This is a genomic window from Brevundimonas sp. SORGH_AS_0993 (assembly GCF_030818545.1).
In the GTDB taxonomy this organism is placed as follows: Bacteria; Pseudomonadota; Alphaproteobacteria; order Caulobacterales; family Caulobacteraceae; genus Brevundimonas.
Map to the genome: position 1 here is coordinate 2,855,024 of NZ_JAUTAH010000001.1, position 14,051 is coordinate 2,869,074.

The 14,051-nt window shown below is 67.6% G+C and carries 13 protein-coding genes and 1 pseudogene; 4 read left to right on the forward strand and 10 right to left on the reverse strand.

Features of this window, described 5'->3' with window-relative positions; genetic code table 11:
• Position 1 precedes the first annotated feature (1 nt).
• The 10 genes from pgl to QE389_RS14060 form a co-directional block, all read right to left on the reverse strand.
• The gene (pgl, locus tag QE389_RS14015) at positions 2 to 715 is read right to left on the reverse strand and encodes a 6-phosphogluconolactonase (protein WP_307368547.1); all 714 of its coding nucleotides are present in this window, start codon (positions 713 to 715) and stop codon (positions 2 to 4) included.
• Entirely contained in the window at positions 708 to 2,165 is a 1,458-nt protein-coding gene (zwf, locus tag QE389_RS14020; protein ID WP_307368549.1) for a glucose-6-phosphate dehydrogenase, read from the reverse strand. The genes pgl and zwf overlap by 8 nt, the downstream gene beginning before the upstream one ends.
• Before the next feature lie 47 nt (positions 2,166 to 2,212).
• Complete coding sequence (hisIE, locus tag QE389_RS14025) at positions 2,213 to 2,836, reverse strand: bifunctional phosphoribosyl-AMP cyclohydrolase/phosphoribosyl-ATP diphosphatase HisIE (RefSeq protein WP_307368552.1); 624 nt, start codon at positions 2,834 to 2,836, stop codon at positions 2,213 to 2,215.
• 142 nt (positions 2,837 to 2,978) lie between these two features.
• Positions 2,979 to 3,746 (reverse strand): imidazole glycerol phosphate synthase subunit HisF, encoded by a 768-nt coding sequence (gene hisF, locus QE389_RS14030; protein WP_307368555.1) that lies wholly within the window; start codon positions 3,744 to 3,746, stop codon positions 2,979 to 2,981.
• Positions 3,747 to 3,777: 31 nt separating this feature from the next.
• Complete coding sequence (hisA, locus tag QE389_RS14035; RefSeq protein WP_307368558.1) at positions 3,778 to 4,509, reverse strand: 1-(5-phosphoribosyl)-5-[(5-phosphoribosylamino)methylideneamino]imidazole-4-carboxamide isomerase; 732 nt, start codon at positions 4,507 to 4,509, stop codon at positions 3,778 to 3,780.
• Positions 4,503 to 5,105: an imidazole glycerol phosphate synthase subunit HisH gene (gene hisH / locus QE389_RS14040; RefSeq protein WP_307368561.1), complete on the reverse strand. Its 603-nt coding sequence runs from the start codon at positions 5,103 to 5,105 to the stop codon at positions 4,503 to 4,505. Before hisH ends, hisA begins: the two co-directional genes overlap by 7 nt.
• A gap of 137 nt (positions 5,106 to 5,242) precedes the next feature.
• Positions 5,243 to 6,667 carry an imidazoleglycerol-phosphate dehydratase HisB gene (gene hisB, locus QE389_RS14045; RefSeq protein WP_307368564.1) on the reverse strand — a complete coding sequence of 475 codons (1,425 nt, stop codon included), beginning with the start codon at positions 6,665 to 6,667 and terminating at the stop codon, positions 5,243 to 5,245.
• A 151-nt stretch (positions 6,668 to 6,818) separates the two neighbouring features.
• Positions 6,819 to 8,138 (reverse strand): histidinol dehydrogenase, encoded by a 1,320-nt coding sequence (gene hisD, locus QE389_RS14050; protein ID WP_307368567.1) that lies wholly within the window; start codon positions 8,136 to 8,138, stop codon positions 6,819 to 6,821.
• On the reverse strand, positions 8,138 to 9,019 hold the full coding sequence (gene hisG / locus QE389_RS14055; protein ID WP_307368569.1) for an ATP phosphoribosyltransferase: 882 nt from the start codon (positions 9,017 to 9,019) through the stop codon (positions 8,138 to 8,140). Before hisG ends, hisD begins: the two co-directional genes overlap by 1 nt.
• A 10-nt stretch (positions 9,020 to 9,029) precedes the next feature.
• Entirely contained in the window at positions 9,030 to 9,320 is a 291-nt protein-coding gene (locus QE389_RS14060) for a YerC/YecD family TrpR-related protein (RefSeq protein ID WP_307368572.1), read from the reverse strand.
• 141 nt (positions 9,321 to 9,461) lie between these two features.
• Between QE389_RS14060 and QE389_RS14065 the strand changes: the two genes are divergently transcribed.
• From QE389_RS14065 to QE389_RS14080, 4 genes and pseudogenes are all read left to right on the forward strand, one after another.
• On the forward strand, positions 9,462 to 10,667 hold the full coding sequence (locus QE389_RS14065; protein WP_307368574.1) for an NAD(P)/FAD-dependent oxidoreductase: 1,206 nt from the start codon (positions 9,462 to 9,464) through the stop codon (positions 10,665 to 10,667).
• 129 nt (positions 10,668 to 10,796) lie between these two features.
• Positions 10,797 to 12,218, forward strand: a complete 1,422-nt coding sequence (locus tag QE389_RS14070) for a circularly permuted type 2 ATP-grasp protein (RefSeq protein ID WP_307368577.1) — start codon at positions 10,797 to 10,799, stop codon at positions 12,216 to 12,218.
• A gap of 44 nt (positions 12,219 to 12,262) precedes the next feature.
• Positions 12,263 to 13,157: pseudogene (locus QE389_RS14075) on the forward strand (alpha-E domain-containing protein).
• A 2-nt stretch (positions 13,158 to 13,159) separates the two neighbouring features.
• Complete coding sequence (locus tag QE389_RS14080) at positions 13,160 to 14,002, forward strand: transglutaminase family protein (protein WP_307368580.1); 843 nt, start codon at positions 13,160 to 13,162, stop codon at positions 14,000 to 14,002.
• The last annotated feature ends 49 nt before the right edge of the window (positions 14,003 to 14,051 follow it).

A 14,051-nucleotide genomic window follows, 5' to 3' on the forward strand; every position in this document is an offset into this window, starting at 1 on the left:
GTCAGCCTTCCTCCGTCCACAAGACTTCAAGGGGAACGCCGGCGGCGATCAGGGCGGCGATGGGCTGGGTCTTCGGATCGCCTTGGGTCTGTTCCTCGAAGACGCGGCGTTTGGCTGCGCCCTTCAGGCCCAGGATCACCCGGCCGGCGGACATCAGATAGGGCAGGTTGATCGACAGGCGTTCGAGGGTCGGCGCCGCGCCGTCGCGGCCGTGCGGCACGCCGAGAACCGTCGGCTTCAGGGTGGGCGTCAGCAGGGTCTTCAGCGTCGGGCTTTCGGGGAACATGGAACAGATATGGCCATCCTCTCCCATGCCGAGAAGGACGGCGTCGAAACGCCCGCCCGCCTGGGCCAGCGCATGGGCGGCCACAATGGCGGCGCGGTCCACCGTGACCTCGGGCGTGTAGAGGGGAATGAAGCGGGCGGCGGCCGCCTTGTCTTGCAACAGGACGTCTCGGATCAGCCGGGCGTTGGATTCCGGCGCGCTTTCGGGGACGTAGCGTTCGTCCACCAGAGTGACGGCGACCTTCGCCCAGTCCAGATCGGTCGCGGCGAGGCGGCGATAGACGGGGGCGGGGGTCGAACCGCCAGGACCGGCGAAGACGGCGCAGCCCTTGTCGGCCAGCGCGGCGCCCAGGGTCTCGGCCAGGCGCGCGGCGATGGCCTCGGCCCAGGCGTCGACGGTGGGGAAGGTTTCGATCACGGCTTCAGACATCCGTCGTGTTCCACTCGCGGCCCGTGCGCATCATCAGCATGTCGGCGCTGTCGGGGCCCCAGGTGCCGGCGACATATTCGTCGGGCTTGTGACCGGACTCGGCCCAGGCATCGGCGACTTCGTCCACCCATTTCCACGCCTGTTCGGCTTCGTCTCGGCGGACGAACAAGGTGGAGTCGCCATGCATGGCGTCCAGCAGCAGGCGCTCATAGGCGATGCGACGACGCGGCGGGGCGGCGGATTTGCCGTCGACCCCCCAGGACAGGCTCATGGTGATGGGCTGCAACTGCATCCGCTTGTCCAGGCCGGGGCGCTTGTTCATCACCGTAAGGGAGATGTCCTCCTCGGGCTGAAGCTCGATGATCATGCGGTTGGCCGGGGCCTCGCCATCTTCATTGTCGAAGATGGAGTGGGGCACGGGCTTGAACTGGATGACGATCTCGGTGCGCTTCTCGGGCAGACGCTTGCCGGTCCGCATGAAGAAGGGCACGCCCGCCCAGCGCCAGTTGTCGATGTCGGCGCGGATGGCGACGAAGGTTTCGGTGTCGGACGGCTGGCCGCGTTCCTCGTCATAGCCCTTGACCGGCTTGCCTTCGCTGACGCCCGCCACATACTGGCCGCGCACGGTGACACGTTCGGCGTCCTCCGGCGTGATCGGGCGCAGGGACCGCAGCACCTTGACCTTTTCGTTGCGCAGGGACTCGGGGTCCAGGTCGCTGGGCGGCTCCATGGCCACGAGGCACAGTAGCTGGAGCATGTGATTCTGCAGCATGTCGCGCAGGGCGCCGTACTCGTCGTAATAGGGCCAGCGGTCGCCGACCCCCACGGTCTCGCCGATGGTGATCTGGACGTGGTCGATCGTCAGATTGTTCCACAGCGGCTCGAAGATGGTGTTGCCGAAACGCAGGGCCGTCAGGTTCTGGACCGTCTCCTTGCCCAGATAGTGGTCGATGCGGAACACCTGGTCCTCGCGGAAGGCGTGGGCCACGGCGTCGTCGATCTCTCGGAAGGACTTCAGATCGCGGCCGACCGGCTTCTCCAGCACGATGCGGCAGTTGCGCTCGGCCAAGCCCGCGGCCTTCATCGCCGTGACGATGCGGCCGTAAAGAGACGGCGAGACTGCCAGGAAGGAGGTGACTTCGCCGTCGCCCACCTTGTCCTTGAGCGGCCTCAGACTGTCGGCCGAGGTGGCGTCCACCGCCAGATAGTCGAGTCGGGCCTTCATCTTGGCCCAGGAATGATCGTCCCACGCCTTGTCCGCCTCGGCTCGGGCCTTCACCGCCTCATGCACCTTGGCGATGTATTCCTCGGCCGTCTCCTCGGACCGGGCTGCGCCGATGATCTTCAGCCCGTCGGGCAGCAGGCCGTCGTGTTCGAGAAAATAGAGCGAAGGCAGCAGCATCCGCATCGCCAGATCGCCGCCGCCGCCGAACAGAATGAGAGCCGCCATGAATTTCCCTCGATCATCCCATTGGCTGGGACGTACGCCTTTACGGTCTAGCCGCCGCCTTTGCCCGCTTCCGCGCGCGAGGCCAACACGTCCAGCACGTCTTGAAACACCATGTTACGGGCATGGAGAAGGACGAGCAGGTGATAGATCAAATCCGCGGCCTCGCTGGCGAGTTCCTCGTCAGGGCCGGCGACCCCGGCCAACGCGGTCTCCACCCCTTCTTCGCCCACCTTTTGGGCGATGCGTTTGGGCCCCTGGGCGATCAGCCTGGCGGTCCAGCTTTCGGACGGATCGGCGGCAGCGCGTTCGGCTATGGTGCGTTCCAGCCGGGCGATCCGGCCAAGACCCGGCGCGTCGGCCTCGCCGAAACAGCTGGTGCGATGCAGATGGCAGGCGTCGCCGACCGGATTGACCGCCAGAACCAGGGCGTCGGCGTCGCAGTCGGGCGTAATGGAGACGACATGCAGCCGGTCGCCCGAGGTCTCGCCCTTCCTCCACCGCCCGCCGCGCGAGCGCGAGAAGAAGGTGGCCTCGCCCGACTGGATCGTCTCCTCCAGGGCCGCGCGATCCATATAGGCCAAGGTCAGAACCTGAAGCGTGGCTGCGTCCTGGACCACGACGGGGACCAGGCCGTTCCCTTTCGCGAAATCGATGGTGGCGGGGTCGATCATTTGTTTCCGTTCGTCCCCGCGAAAGCGGAGACCCAGTTCTGTGGTGTGACGGGTCTTGAATAGGGCTCTGTGCACGAAGCGCGACGATTATCGCCCAAAGCGCCGGCTCCCGGCTTTCGGGGGGACGAGCGGGTGAAAAACGTCACAGTCTCATCTCCAGGCCCTGATCGGCCAGGTATCGCTTCAGGTCGGGAATGGCGATGGCGCCGGTATGAAAGACGCTGGCGGCCAGGGCCCCCGATACGTCGGCCTGGTCGAAGACGTCGCGGAAATGCTCGGGCGCGCCGGCGCCGCCCGAGGCGATGAGGGGGATGGTCAGGCGCGCGCGGGCCGCTGACAGCTGTTCCAGATCATAGCCGCGCCGCACCCCGTCCTGGTCGATGCAGTTCAGCACGATCTCGCCGGCGCCCAGCCCTTGCGCCTGATCCAGCCAGTCCAGGGTGCGTTTGCCGGCGCGGCGGCGGGCTTCAGGGTCGCCGGTGTATTTGTGGACGACCCAGTCGCCGTCTTCGAACCGACTGTCGACGCCGACGACGACGCACTGGCTGCCCAGCCGTTCGGCCATCTCCGCGATCAGTTCGGGTCGTTCCAGGGCGGGGGAGTTGATCGACACCTTGTCCGCCCCGTGATCCAGGCAGCGCGCGGCCTGCTCCACGCTGCGGATGCCGCCGGCGACGCAGAAGGGGATGTCCAGCAGGCGGGCGATGTCCCGGATCCAGCCATAGTCCAGGGTCCGGCCCTCGGGGCTGGCGGCGATGTCGTAGAAGACCAGTTCGTCGGCGCCCGCGTCCCGGTAACGGGCCGCCAGATCGGCGGCGTCGCCCATGTCTGTGTGGCCGATGAACTTCACGCCCTTAACCACCCGGCCGTCCTTGACGTCCAGGCAGGGGATTATCCGCCGGGCGGTCATTGGAACACCCCCCTGTCTGAAGAACGGGCGGTCATGCCGCCGCCGCTATGGCTTGCGGCAAGGTGAATTGGTTTTCGTAGAGCGCCCGGCCGACGATGGCGCCATGGCAGCCCAGGGCCTTGATCGCCGCAAGATCGTCCAGGGACGACACCCCCCCCGAAGCCTGAAGCACCAGATCGGGGCGGCGCTGGCGGATCTCGGCCAGCAGGTCCAGGTTCGGGCCGGTCAGGGCGCCGTCGCGGCCCACGTCCGTGACCAGCAGGTGTTTGGCTGTCCCCTTGGGATAGCGATCCAGCGCCTCCCACAGTGTAATGCCCGACGACTGGGTCCAGCCCTTCAGGGCCGGAACGGGGACGCCGTTCTCGATCTTGACGTCCAGGGCCAGGGTGATGCGTTCAGGGCCAAAACCTTTCAGCCAAGCGGAGACATCGTTCGGCTGGGTCACGGCCAGGGAGCCGATCACGACGCGAGACACGCCCGCCTCCAATAGCTTGGCCACGTCGTTGGCGCTGCGGACGCCGCCGCCGGACTGAATCTTGACCTCGATGGCCTGCGTCAGTTCGCTGATCAGGGCGTGTTGCATGGCCTCGCCCGCCTCCGCCCCGTCCAGGTCGACAATGTGAATCCACTCGGCGCCCTCGGCCACGAAGGCGCTGAGGCGGGCGGCCGGCTGGTCGTCGTATCGCGTGACCTGGTCGAAATCGCCGTGCATCAGGCGCACGCAGACGCCGTCCTTCAGGTCGATGGCGGGGTAAATCAGCATGGCAGGCTCAGAAAGTTCTTGAGGATGGTCGCCCCGGCCTCGGCCGAGCGCTCGGGGTGGAACTGGCAGCCCCAACGGTTGGCGGACCGGACCACGGCCGGGACGACGCCGCCATAGTCGGCGCGGGCCAGGGTGGCGGGCCCGTCGGGGCAGACATAGCCGTGGACGAAATAGGCGTAGGCGCCGTCGGCCACGCCCTCCAGAAGCGGATCGTCGCGGTCGCGGGCCAGGCGGCTCCAACCCATGTGCGGCACGGGCAGGGGGTCGGACGGCTCCAGCCGGGCTACGGCGCCGGGAATGAAGCCCAGCAGATCGACGCCCTCACCTTCCTGGCTGGTTTCGAACAGCAGTTGCTGGCCCAGGCAGACGCCAAGAAGCGGGCGCGGGAAGGCGCGGATCGGCTCGCCCAGCCCCAGTTCGGACAGCCGCGACATGGCGTAGCCGGCGGCGCCGACACCGGGCAGGATGACCCGTTCGGCCTCCGCGATCACGGCCGGATCGTCGGTCAGGCGCACGGTCGCGCCCAGACGCTCCAGCGCGAACTGGACCGAGGCGACGTTGCCGGCGCCGTAGGCGATGACGACGACCTCGGTCATTTGGGGCTGGCGGGGGGTGAGGCGTGCTAGCGAGCGAAAAGGTGAGCGAGACCGTGCGTGCGTCGCTGATTCTGCGCTCACTTCTTGCTCACTCGCACTCTTCACTGAACCGCCTCCGACGGCGAAAGCCACGCCCATCACAGCACCCCCTTCGTCGAAGGCACGGCGTCGCCCTCGATGCGGATGGCCTGGCGCAGGGCGCGGCCGAAGGCCTTGTAGACGGCCTCGGTCTTGTGGTGGTCGTCCTGGCCGGTAACTTTGATGTGGACGGCGGCGCCCATGGCCTCGGCCAGCGAACGGAAGACGTGGGCCGTCAGATCCGTGCGGTAGTCGCCGATATAGGGCGTCTCGAACGTCCCATCGAACAGCGGATAGGGCCGGCCGGAAAGATCGATGGAGACGGCCGCATTCGCCTCGTCCATCGGCAGGACGAAGCCGTAGCGGGCGATGCCCTTCCGTTCGCCCAGAGCCTGTTTCAGCGCCTGTCCCAGGGCGATGGCGCTGTCCTCGATGGTGTGGTGCGGGTCGGTGTGCAGGTCGCCTTCGCACTGAAGCCGCAGGGAGAAGCCGCCATGGGCCGCGATCTGCTCCAGCATGTGATCGAAGAAGCCGACGCCGGTTTCGATCTTCACCGGGCCGGGCGCGTCCAGATCGACCGCGCAGACGATGCGGGTCTCTTTCGTATCGCGCACGGCCTGGCCGACGCGGGCCGCGCGTCGCTTGGGAGGCGTCAGGCCGAAGGCGGCCAGCATCCGGTCGTTGACCTCCGGCCTGATCGAGACGGGCAGCCGCAGCCGATCGCCGGACAGGTCGCCTTCGACGCCATAGGCTTTCAGACCGGCCAGGGCGGCGGCGGGCTCTTCGGGGCGGGCCATGATGATGGGGCCGACGCCCGGTTCGACCGACATCTGGCGACCCAGTTCGCGGGCGATCCGGTCGCGCTCGCGCCGGACCGAAGCGATTCGCTCGGCCGTCTCGATCATCCGTGACGGATCGAGCGCCTGCTGCGCCAGCCGCACCAGAGGCTCGGGCAGGGCGTAGGGTTCCAACACCGAGACCAACCGGGCCAGCGTCTGAGGCTGGGCGATCGCGGCGCCGACCCGTGCGCCGGCGAGGCCATAGGCCAGCGACAGGCTCCGCAGCACGACCAGATTCGGCTGGTCGCCCACGACCGTCGCGGCCGAGACGCTGTCGGAAAACTCGATCAGCCCTTCGTCCACGATCAGGAGGGCGGGGGCGACGCGCGCGGCCATTTCCGCGACCGCCTCGGGCGAGCCGAGCGCGCGGATGACCACGACGGCCGGTTCGCCCTTGGCCGGATAGATGGCGCTCAGGCTGTCATAGGGTTCGGCCTTGGGCGCCTGGACCGAACCGCCGTCGCGGGCGGCGAGGCGCCAGGCCAGCTCCAGCCCGTGCGTCAGGCCGCGCACGGGCAGAACCGTCTCGGCCGGAGTGGCGTAGATGGCGGCCATGCGGGCGGCCAGCGCCGGGGCGTCACCGGGATAGCGGTCCAAGCCTTCGCCGCCGGAGACCAGCGGGGAATAGGGCGCGGGCAGGGTCATCGGTCGGCTCCGTCCGGGAGGGCCGGGGTGAGGTTTGTCGGGGTGAGCAGCGCCAGTGAGCAAGAGGTGAGCTTTGGGACAGCGAAGGCGGGGCGATCTCGCTCGCTTCTTCGCTCATTAGCACTTCTCACTACTATCGCCGGTCCCGCCCTCATCCCTCGCTCCTCAGATCGGCCGCGCGGGCGTGGGCTTCGAGACCCTCCATCCGCGCCAGGCGGGCGGCGATGGGCGCCAGCAGGCGGGCGCCGGCCGCATCGACCAACTGGACCGACATGGTGGTCATGAAGCTGGCGGTGGTGACGCCTCCCAGCGTCCGCGCGCCGCCATCGGTCGGCAGGACGTGGCTGGGGCCGGCGGCATAGTCGCCCAGGGTCTCGGCGGCGAACCGGCCGACGAAGACGGCCCCGGCGGCCTGGATCGAATCGACCAGCGGTTCTGGATCGTCGATCTGGATCGCCAGGTGTTCGGGGCCATAGAGGTTGGCGACCTCTATGGCGGCGTCGAGGTCGCGCACCAGGATGGCGCGGGCTTCGTTCAGGGAGGCGCGGGCGATGGCTTCGCGCGGCAGGGTCGCGACCTGAACCTCAACCTCGCTCAGGATATAGTCGATGGTGGCCCGGCTGGTGGAGACCAGCAGAACCTGCGCATCCGCATCGTGCTCAGCCTGGCTGAGCAGGTCGGCTGCGGCGATCTCGGGCGCGGCGTCGCGGTCCACGATAACCATCAGCTCGGACGGGCCGGCGGGCATGTCGACGGCGGGACCGCCGGGCAGGGCGGCCGCCTGCTTCTTGGCCTCGGCCACATAGGCGTTTCCGGGGCCGAACAGCTTGTCGCAGGCGGGGATGATCCCGTCCTCCAATTCGACGCCGAAGGTCAGGGCGGCGATGGCCTGAGCCCCGCCCATCAACCAGATGGCGTCCAACTCCGCCTCTGCGGCGGCCAGGATCATGGCGGGGTGGATCCCGCCATCCTTGTTCGGCGGCGTCACGGCGACGCGCTGGCCCACGCCCGCGACGCCGGCGGGTATGGCCAGCATCAGCAGCGACGAAAACAGCGGCGCGGTGCCGCCCGGAATATAAAGGCCGGCCGAGGCGATGGGACGCCAGGCCAGTTTGGAGCGCACGCCAGGCGTGGTCTCGACAAAGGGGGTGTCCTCGGGCCGGGTCGCCTGATGGAAGACGCGCACATTGTCGGCCGCCATCCGCAGGGCGCGAACGTCGGCAGGGGGCAGGGCCGCGCGCGCCTCGGCCACCGTTTCCGGCGTAATGGCGATGCGCCGCGGCGGGGCCTTGTCCAGCTTGACGCACCAGTCCGTAACGGCCGCGCCGCCACGCGCGCGCACGTCGTCCAGAATGGTGCGAACCACGTCTGTCACGTCGCCGGCGGTGCGCTGGGCCGGACGAGCAAGCGCGGCCTTCTTTCCGGCAGCGTCGAGGGAGGACCAGTCGATGCGTTTGAACAGGTCGCCCATCACATCATCTTCTCGATGGGCAGGACCAGGATGGCCGAGGCGCCGGCTGCCTTCAGCTTCTCCAGCGTCTCCCAAAAGACGGCTTCCTGGCAGACGGCGTGGACGGCGACCGCGTCATCGCGGCCCATCAGCGGCATGACGGTTGGCGAACCGGCGCCGGGCAGGATGGCGGTGATTTCGTCGAGGGCCGAACGCGGGGCGTTCAGCATGACGTATTTGGCGCCCTGCGAGGACACCACGCCCGACATCCGTTCGATGATGCTGTCCAGCAGGTGTTGCAGGCCGGGCTCGGGCGCGACGGGCGACTGGATCAGGACGGCCTGGCTTTCCAGCACCGTGTCCTTGGCGCCCAGGCCATTGGCCTCCAGCGTCGCGCCGGTCGAGACCAGATCACAGATGGCGGCGGCCAGCTTCAACCGGGGCGCGACCTCGACGGCGCCGCGCATGACGACGATGTCGGCCTTGACCCCGCGCTCGTCCAGGAAGCGGCGCAGGATTTTCGGATAAGACGTGGCGATCCGCAGGCCCTCCAGCGACGCCGGTCCGTCATAGGCCAGGGTCGGCGGCGTGGCGATCTTCAGCGTGCAGCGGCCGAAGCCCAGCGGCATGACGATGGAGGCGTTCGGTCCGCCGTTGCGGCCCTCTTCCAGCACGTTCTCGCCGACGATGCCCAGATCGCAGACGCCGTCCGCCACGAAGGTGGGGATGTCGTCGTCGCGGACGCGCAACAGGTCGATCGGATAGTTCTCGACCCGGTACAGCAGGTCGTTGTGACCCTTGACCCATTTCAGGCCCGCGTCCCGGATCAGGTCGAGGCTTCGGTCGGCCAGACGGCCGGATTTCTGGACGGCGATGCGAAGCCGGCCCTGGACGGTGCTCATGTTCGGATACTCAGTTCTTTTTCTTCAGGCGATCCAGGGCGAGGCGATAGCCCTGGTGCGGCATGTCTTTCAGATAACGGGCGACGCGGACGACGGTGGTGGGGCTGGCATGGGCCTCGGCCGCGATCTCGCGATAGGATTTGCCGCCGGCGTCGAGCAGGCGCGCCACCTGCCAGCGCTCGGCGAAGGCGCGCAGTTCCGCCGGGGTGCAGAGGTCAGCCAAAAAGGCGTCGATCTCCGCGCGCGTCTGCATGGACAGCAGGGCGTCGTGGAGGGCGTCGCGGGCGGGCGGGATCGTCATGCGCGTTCCACTATGCTGTAACGTTGGAACGGTCAAGGGGTGTCTAGTGGTGAGTGGCGAGTGGCGAGTGGCGAGAAAATCTGGGCATCCGTCGCTTGCTCGCCACTCGCCACTCGCCACTCGCCACTCTAAATGCGTCCCATGATCAAGGTTCTCATCATCGGCGCTGGACATGCCGGCGGCTCCGTCGCGGCCTTTCTTCGACAGTACGGCCATGAAGGCCCCATCGTGTTGGCGGGCGAGGAGGATGCGCCGCCATATCAGCGGCCGCCCCTGTCCAAGGCCTGGCTGAAGGGCGAGGCGGATCTCGAGGCGCTTCTGCTGCGGCCGCTAAGCTTCTACGCCGAGCAGACCATCGACTTCCGGCCCTCGACGGTCGCCGTGGCGGTGGACCCCGCCGCGAAGACGGTCGCCTTTCATGACGGATCGTCCGAGACCTATGACGTTCTGGTGCTGGCGACGGGATCGACGGCGCGGAAACTGCCGGTTCCGGGCGGGGATCATCCCGATCTGCTGGAGTTGCGCACGCTGAAGGACGCCGAACGGCTGAAGGCGGTGCTGGGGCCGGGCAAGCGGCTGGCGGTGGTCGGCGGCGGCTATGTCGGATTGGAGGCGGCGGCCTCGGCCCGGGCCCTGGGCGCCGAGGCGGTGGTGATCGAACGGGCGCCCCGCGTGCTGGCGCGGGTGGCGTCGGAAACGCTGTCGACCTTTTTCACGTCTCAGCACCGGGCGCACGGGGTCGAAATCCTGACCGGGGCCGAGGTGGTCGCCGTGGCCCCCGACGGCGTGACCCTGACGGACGGAACGGAGGTTCAGGCTGATGCGGTGCTGGTCGGCGTGGGCGCCCTGGCCTGCGACGGCCTGGCGCGGTCGGCGGGTCTGCGCTGCGACGACGGGGTGGTGGTGGACGATCAGGCGCGGACCAGCGATCCGGCGATCTTCGCCATCGGCGACATGACGCGCCGCCCGATCCCAGTTCACGGCGGGGTGCATCACCGGCTGGAGAGCGTGCCCAATGCGCTGGAGCAGGCGAAGCAGGCGGCGGCCGCCATCGTCGGGCGGGCCGGGCCGACGCCGGAAGTGCCCTGGTTCTGGTCGGACCAGTATGACGTCAAGCTTCAGATCGCGGGCCTGCCGTTCGACGCCGACCGGCAGGTGGTGCGGGGCGATCCGACGGCGTCAGGCTTTGCGGTGTTCCATCTGAACGGCGACCGCATCGTCTGCGTCGAGGCCGTCAACGCCCCGCCCGAGTTCATGGCCGGCAAACAGCTGATCGCCAAGGCGACGCCGGTGGACGTGGACAAGCTGGCCGATACGGCGATGTCGATGAAGGCGGTGGCGGCCTGAGGCAGGTCGTCTCCCTCGCCCTTCCGACGAAGGAGAGGGGCGCGCGCCCATCGTCGCCGCAGTGCAATAAAACTGTTGCGCTTTCCGTTCCGAGGCCCTCACTCTGTGGTTTCTTCTCGGCGGGGGCGAATGACGATAGCGTTCGACGAAATGACCGGCGGCGGATCGGAGGCGATCCGCGACAGCTACAAGACCCTGGCGGCTTGGCTGGAAAACGCGCCGGCCGACCTTCTGCAGGCGCGCTCGCGCCAAGCGGAGCTGTTTTTCCGCCGCATGGGCGTCACCTTCGCCGTCTATGGCGACGAGGAATCAAACGAACGGCTGATACCCTTCGACGTCGTGCCCCGCATCATCGGGGCGGACGAATGGAGCGGGCTGGAAAAGGGGCTGAAGCAGCGCGTCACCGCCATCAACGCCTTCCTGAAGGACATCTACGGTCCGCAGGAATGCATCAAGGCGGGCATCGTCCCCGCCGACCTGATCCTGACCAACCCTCACTATCGACCCGAGATGCAAGGCCGCCGGCCGCCGGGCGATGTCTGGTGCCACATCTCGGGCGTCGATCTGGTCCGCACGGGCGAGGACGGCTTCTATGTGCTGGAGGACAACGTCCGCACGCCCTCTGGCGTCTCCTACATGCTGGAGAACCGCGAGATGATGATGCGGCTGTTCCCCGATCTGTTCGCGGAACACGCCGTGCGGCCGGTCGAGATTTACACCGACATGCTGCTGCGTTCGCTTCAGTCCTCGGCGCCGGCCGGGGCAGGGGCGGACCCGACGATCGTGGTCCTGACGCCAGGGCCGTTCAACTCGGCCTATTACGAGCACAGCTTTCTGGCCGACAAGCTGGGGGTCGAACTGGTCGAGGGGGGGGACCTCTTCGTCAATGACGACACCGTCTATATGCGCACGACAGAGGGGCCAAAGCAGGTCGATGTCATCTATCGCCGCATCGACGACGACTTCATCGACCCCCTGACCTTCATGCCTGACTCGGCGGTCGGGGTTCCGGGGCTGATGTCGGCCTATTTCGCGGGCCGCGTGACCCTGGCCAATGCGGTTGGAACGGGGGTGGCCGACGACAAAGCCGTCTATACCTACATGCCCGAGATCATCCGCTTCTTCACCGGAGAAGATGCGATCCTTCGGAACGTGCCGACCTGGCGCTGTCGGGAGCCCGACGCCCTGAAGGAGGTTCTGGACAGGCTGCCGGAACTGGTGGTCAAGGAGGTGGGCGGATCGGGCGGCTACGGCATGCTGGTGGGGCCGACCTCGACCAAGGCCGAGATTGAGGCTTTCCGCGCCAAGCTGGTCGCTGACCCCGACGACTTCATCGCCCAGCCGACGTTGAGCCTGTCGACCGCGCCGACCCTGGCGGGCGCAAGCCTGTCGCCGCGCCACGTCGATCTGCGGCCCTTCGTCCTGTCCAGTCCGGCGGGGGTGCGGGTCGCGCCCGGCGGTCTGACGCGGGTGGCGCTGAAGGAGGGGTCTCTGGTCGTCAACTCCAGCCAGGGCGGCGGAACCAAGGACACTTGGGTGCTGGACAACTGATGCTCTCTCGCACTGCAGACAGCCTTTACTGGACCGGCCGCTATATGGAGCGGGCGGACTTTCTTGCTCGCATTCTGGAGGCGGCGATCCGTCTTGCCGCCTTGCCGGCAAAGGATCAGGCCGCCGTCACGGCCTGGGCCGGCGCCATCGCTTCTTCCGGCGTGAAGACGGCCTTCGATGCTTCGGGTCGAACGATCTCTGAGAAGTCGGTACGGGAGTATCTGGCTTTCGGGGCCGACAATTCGACCTCCATTAAGGCCTGTATCACTAAGGCGCGCACCAATGCGCGTTCGGTCCGCACCGCCCTGACCATCGAGCTGTGGGAGGCGATCAACGGCGCCTGGAACGGCCTGAACGAGTTGGGCGAACCCACGCGCCGGGACGACTTCACCGGCTTTCTGGATTTCGTGAAGTCCACCTCCCTGGCGGTGGAGGGCGCCTCGTCGAGAACGATGCTCAGGAACGACGCCTACTGGTTCTTGCGCCTGGGCATGGCGATCGAGCGGGCCGACAACACCGCCCGCCTGCTGGACGTGAAATACCATCTGTTGCTGCCGCCCGGCGAACGGGTGGGCGGGCAGTTGGACTATTTCCAGTGGACCACCCTGTTGCGCGAGGTCTCGGCCCTGACCGCCTATCGCTGGGTCTATCGGGAATCGGTGCGGCCCTGGTTGGTCGCCGACCTTCTGGTCCTGAACCGGCAGATGCCGCGCTCTCTGGCGTCCTGTCAGGGGATGATCGTCAGCTATCTTGAGAAGCTGGCCGCCGACTATGGGGCGGCGCGGCCCGGCCCAGCGTCTGGCCTCCAACCGCCTGAGCCAGTTCAACGAGGCCAAGATCGAGGACATCTTCCAGTCCGGCCTGCACGAATACATCCAGGTATTCCTAAGCGAAAACAATACGCTGGCGGGTGCGATCCACGAGCAGTATCTGGTCTGACCATGCGGATAAGGATCGACCACTCCACCCGCTACACCTACGCCCGACCGGCGCGGTTCATCATCCAGACCCTGCGTCTGACGCCCAAGTCCAGCGAGAGCCAGCAAGTGCGCGACTGGCGCATCGAAACGGATGTGGACGCCCGCCTGCGTCGCAGCGAGGACGCCTTCGGCAACATCGTCCACAGCCTCTATACCGAACGACCGACGGACGCCCTGACCATTCGGGTGACGGGCGAGGTTTCGACCATGGACGCCGGCGGGGTGGTTCGCGGCGGATCAGAGCGGCTGTCGCCCTTGGTCTTTCTGCGCGAGACACCCCTGACCAAAGCCGACGCGGACATCGCCCATTTCGCCCGGTCGATCCGCGAAAGCACGTCGCTCAATCGGATGCACGCCTTGATGGGCGCCCTGAAGGCCGAGGTCGCCTTCGAGGTCGGGGCCACCTCGGCGGCCCACACCGCCGCCGACTCCTTCGCCCAGCGGCGGGGCGTCTGTCAGGATCATGCCCAGATCTTTATCGCTTCGGCCCGTCTTCTGGGGGTGCCGGCGCGCTATGTTTCGGGCCATCTCAGCCGCCAGGACGGTCAGCACGACCAGGAGGCTGCCCATGCCTGGGCCGAAGCCTGGATCGAGGGACTGGGCTGGGTCGGGTTCGATCCCGCCAACGGCATCTGTCCGACCGAACACTATGTCCGCGTCGCCGTGGGCCTGGACGCTCTGGGCGCCACCCCGATCCGGGGAACCAGCTACGGCGGCGGGCAGGAGAGCCTGACCGTCGCGCTTCATGTGCGGCCCGTGCAACAGACGCAGCAGCAACTGCAGTCGCGGGGCTGGTCCGCATAGGCATGACACGCGAATCTGTTAGCGTTGGACGGTTCGTGTCGCGGGGAGC

What these genes read in the sequence shown, in the direction of transcription:
- hisF (WP_307368555.1), bottom strand. Translation starts at nt 3,746, where the DNA reads ATGACCGCCCGGCGGATAATCCCCTGCCTGGACGTCAAGGACGGCCGG.
- QE389_RS14070 (WP_307368577.1), top strand. Translation starts at nt 10,797, where the DNA reads ATGACGATAGCGTTCGACGAAATGACCGGCGGCGGATCGGAGGCGATC.
- QE389_RS14065 (WP_307368574.1), top strand. Translation starts at nt 9,462, where the DNA reads ATGATCAAGGTTCTCATCATCGGCGCTGGACATGCCGGCGGCTCCGTC.
- hisIE (WP_307368552.1), bottom strand. Translation starts at nt 2,836, where the DNA reads ATGATCGACCCCGCCACCATCGATTTCGCGAAAGGGAACGGCCTGGTC.
- hisB (WP_307368564.1), bottom strand. Translation starts at nt 6,667, where the DNA reads ATGACCCTGCCCGCGCCCTATTCCCCGCTGGTCTCCGGCGGCGAAGGC.
- zwf (WP_307368549.1), bottom strand. Translation starts at nt 2,165, where the DNA reads ATGGCGGCTCTCATTCTGTTCGGCGGCGGCGGCGATCTGGCGATGCGG.
- QE389_RS14060 (WP_307368572.1), bottom strand. Translation starts at nt 9,320, where the DNA reads ATGACGATCCCGCCCGCCCGCGACGCCCTCCACGACGCCCTGCTGTCC.
- QE389_RS14080 (WP_307368580.1), top strand. Translation starts at nt 13,160, where the DNA reads ATGCGGATAAGGATCGACCACTCCACCCGCTACACCTACGCCCGACCG.
- hisA (WP_307368558.1), bottom strand. Translation starts at nt 4,509, where the DNA reads ATGCTGATTTACCCCGCCATCGACCTGAAGGACGGCGTCTGCGTGCGC.
- pgl (WP_307368547.1), bottom strand. Translation starts at nt 715, where the DNA reads ATGTCTGAAGCCGTGATCGAAACCTTCCCCACCGTCGACGCCTGGGCC.
- hisG (WP_307368569.1), bottom strand. Translation starts at nt 9,019, where the DNA reads ATGAGCACCGTCCAGGGCCGGCTTCGCATCGCCGTCCAGAAATCCGGC.
- hisD (WP_307368567.1), bottom strand. Translation starts at nt 8,138, where the DNA reads ATGGGCGACCTGTTCAAACGCATCGACTGGTCCTCCCTCGACGCTGCC.
- hisH (WP_307368561.1), bottom strand. Translation starts at nt 5,105, where the DNA reads ATGACCGAGGTCGTCGTCATCGCCTACGGCGCCGGCAACGTCGCCTCG.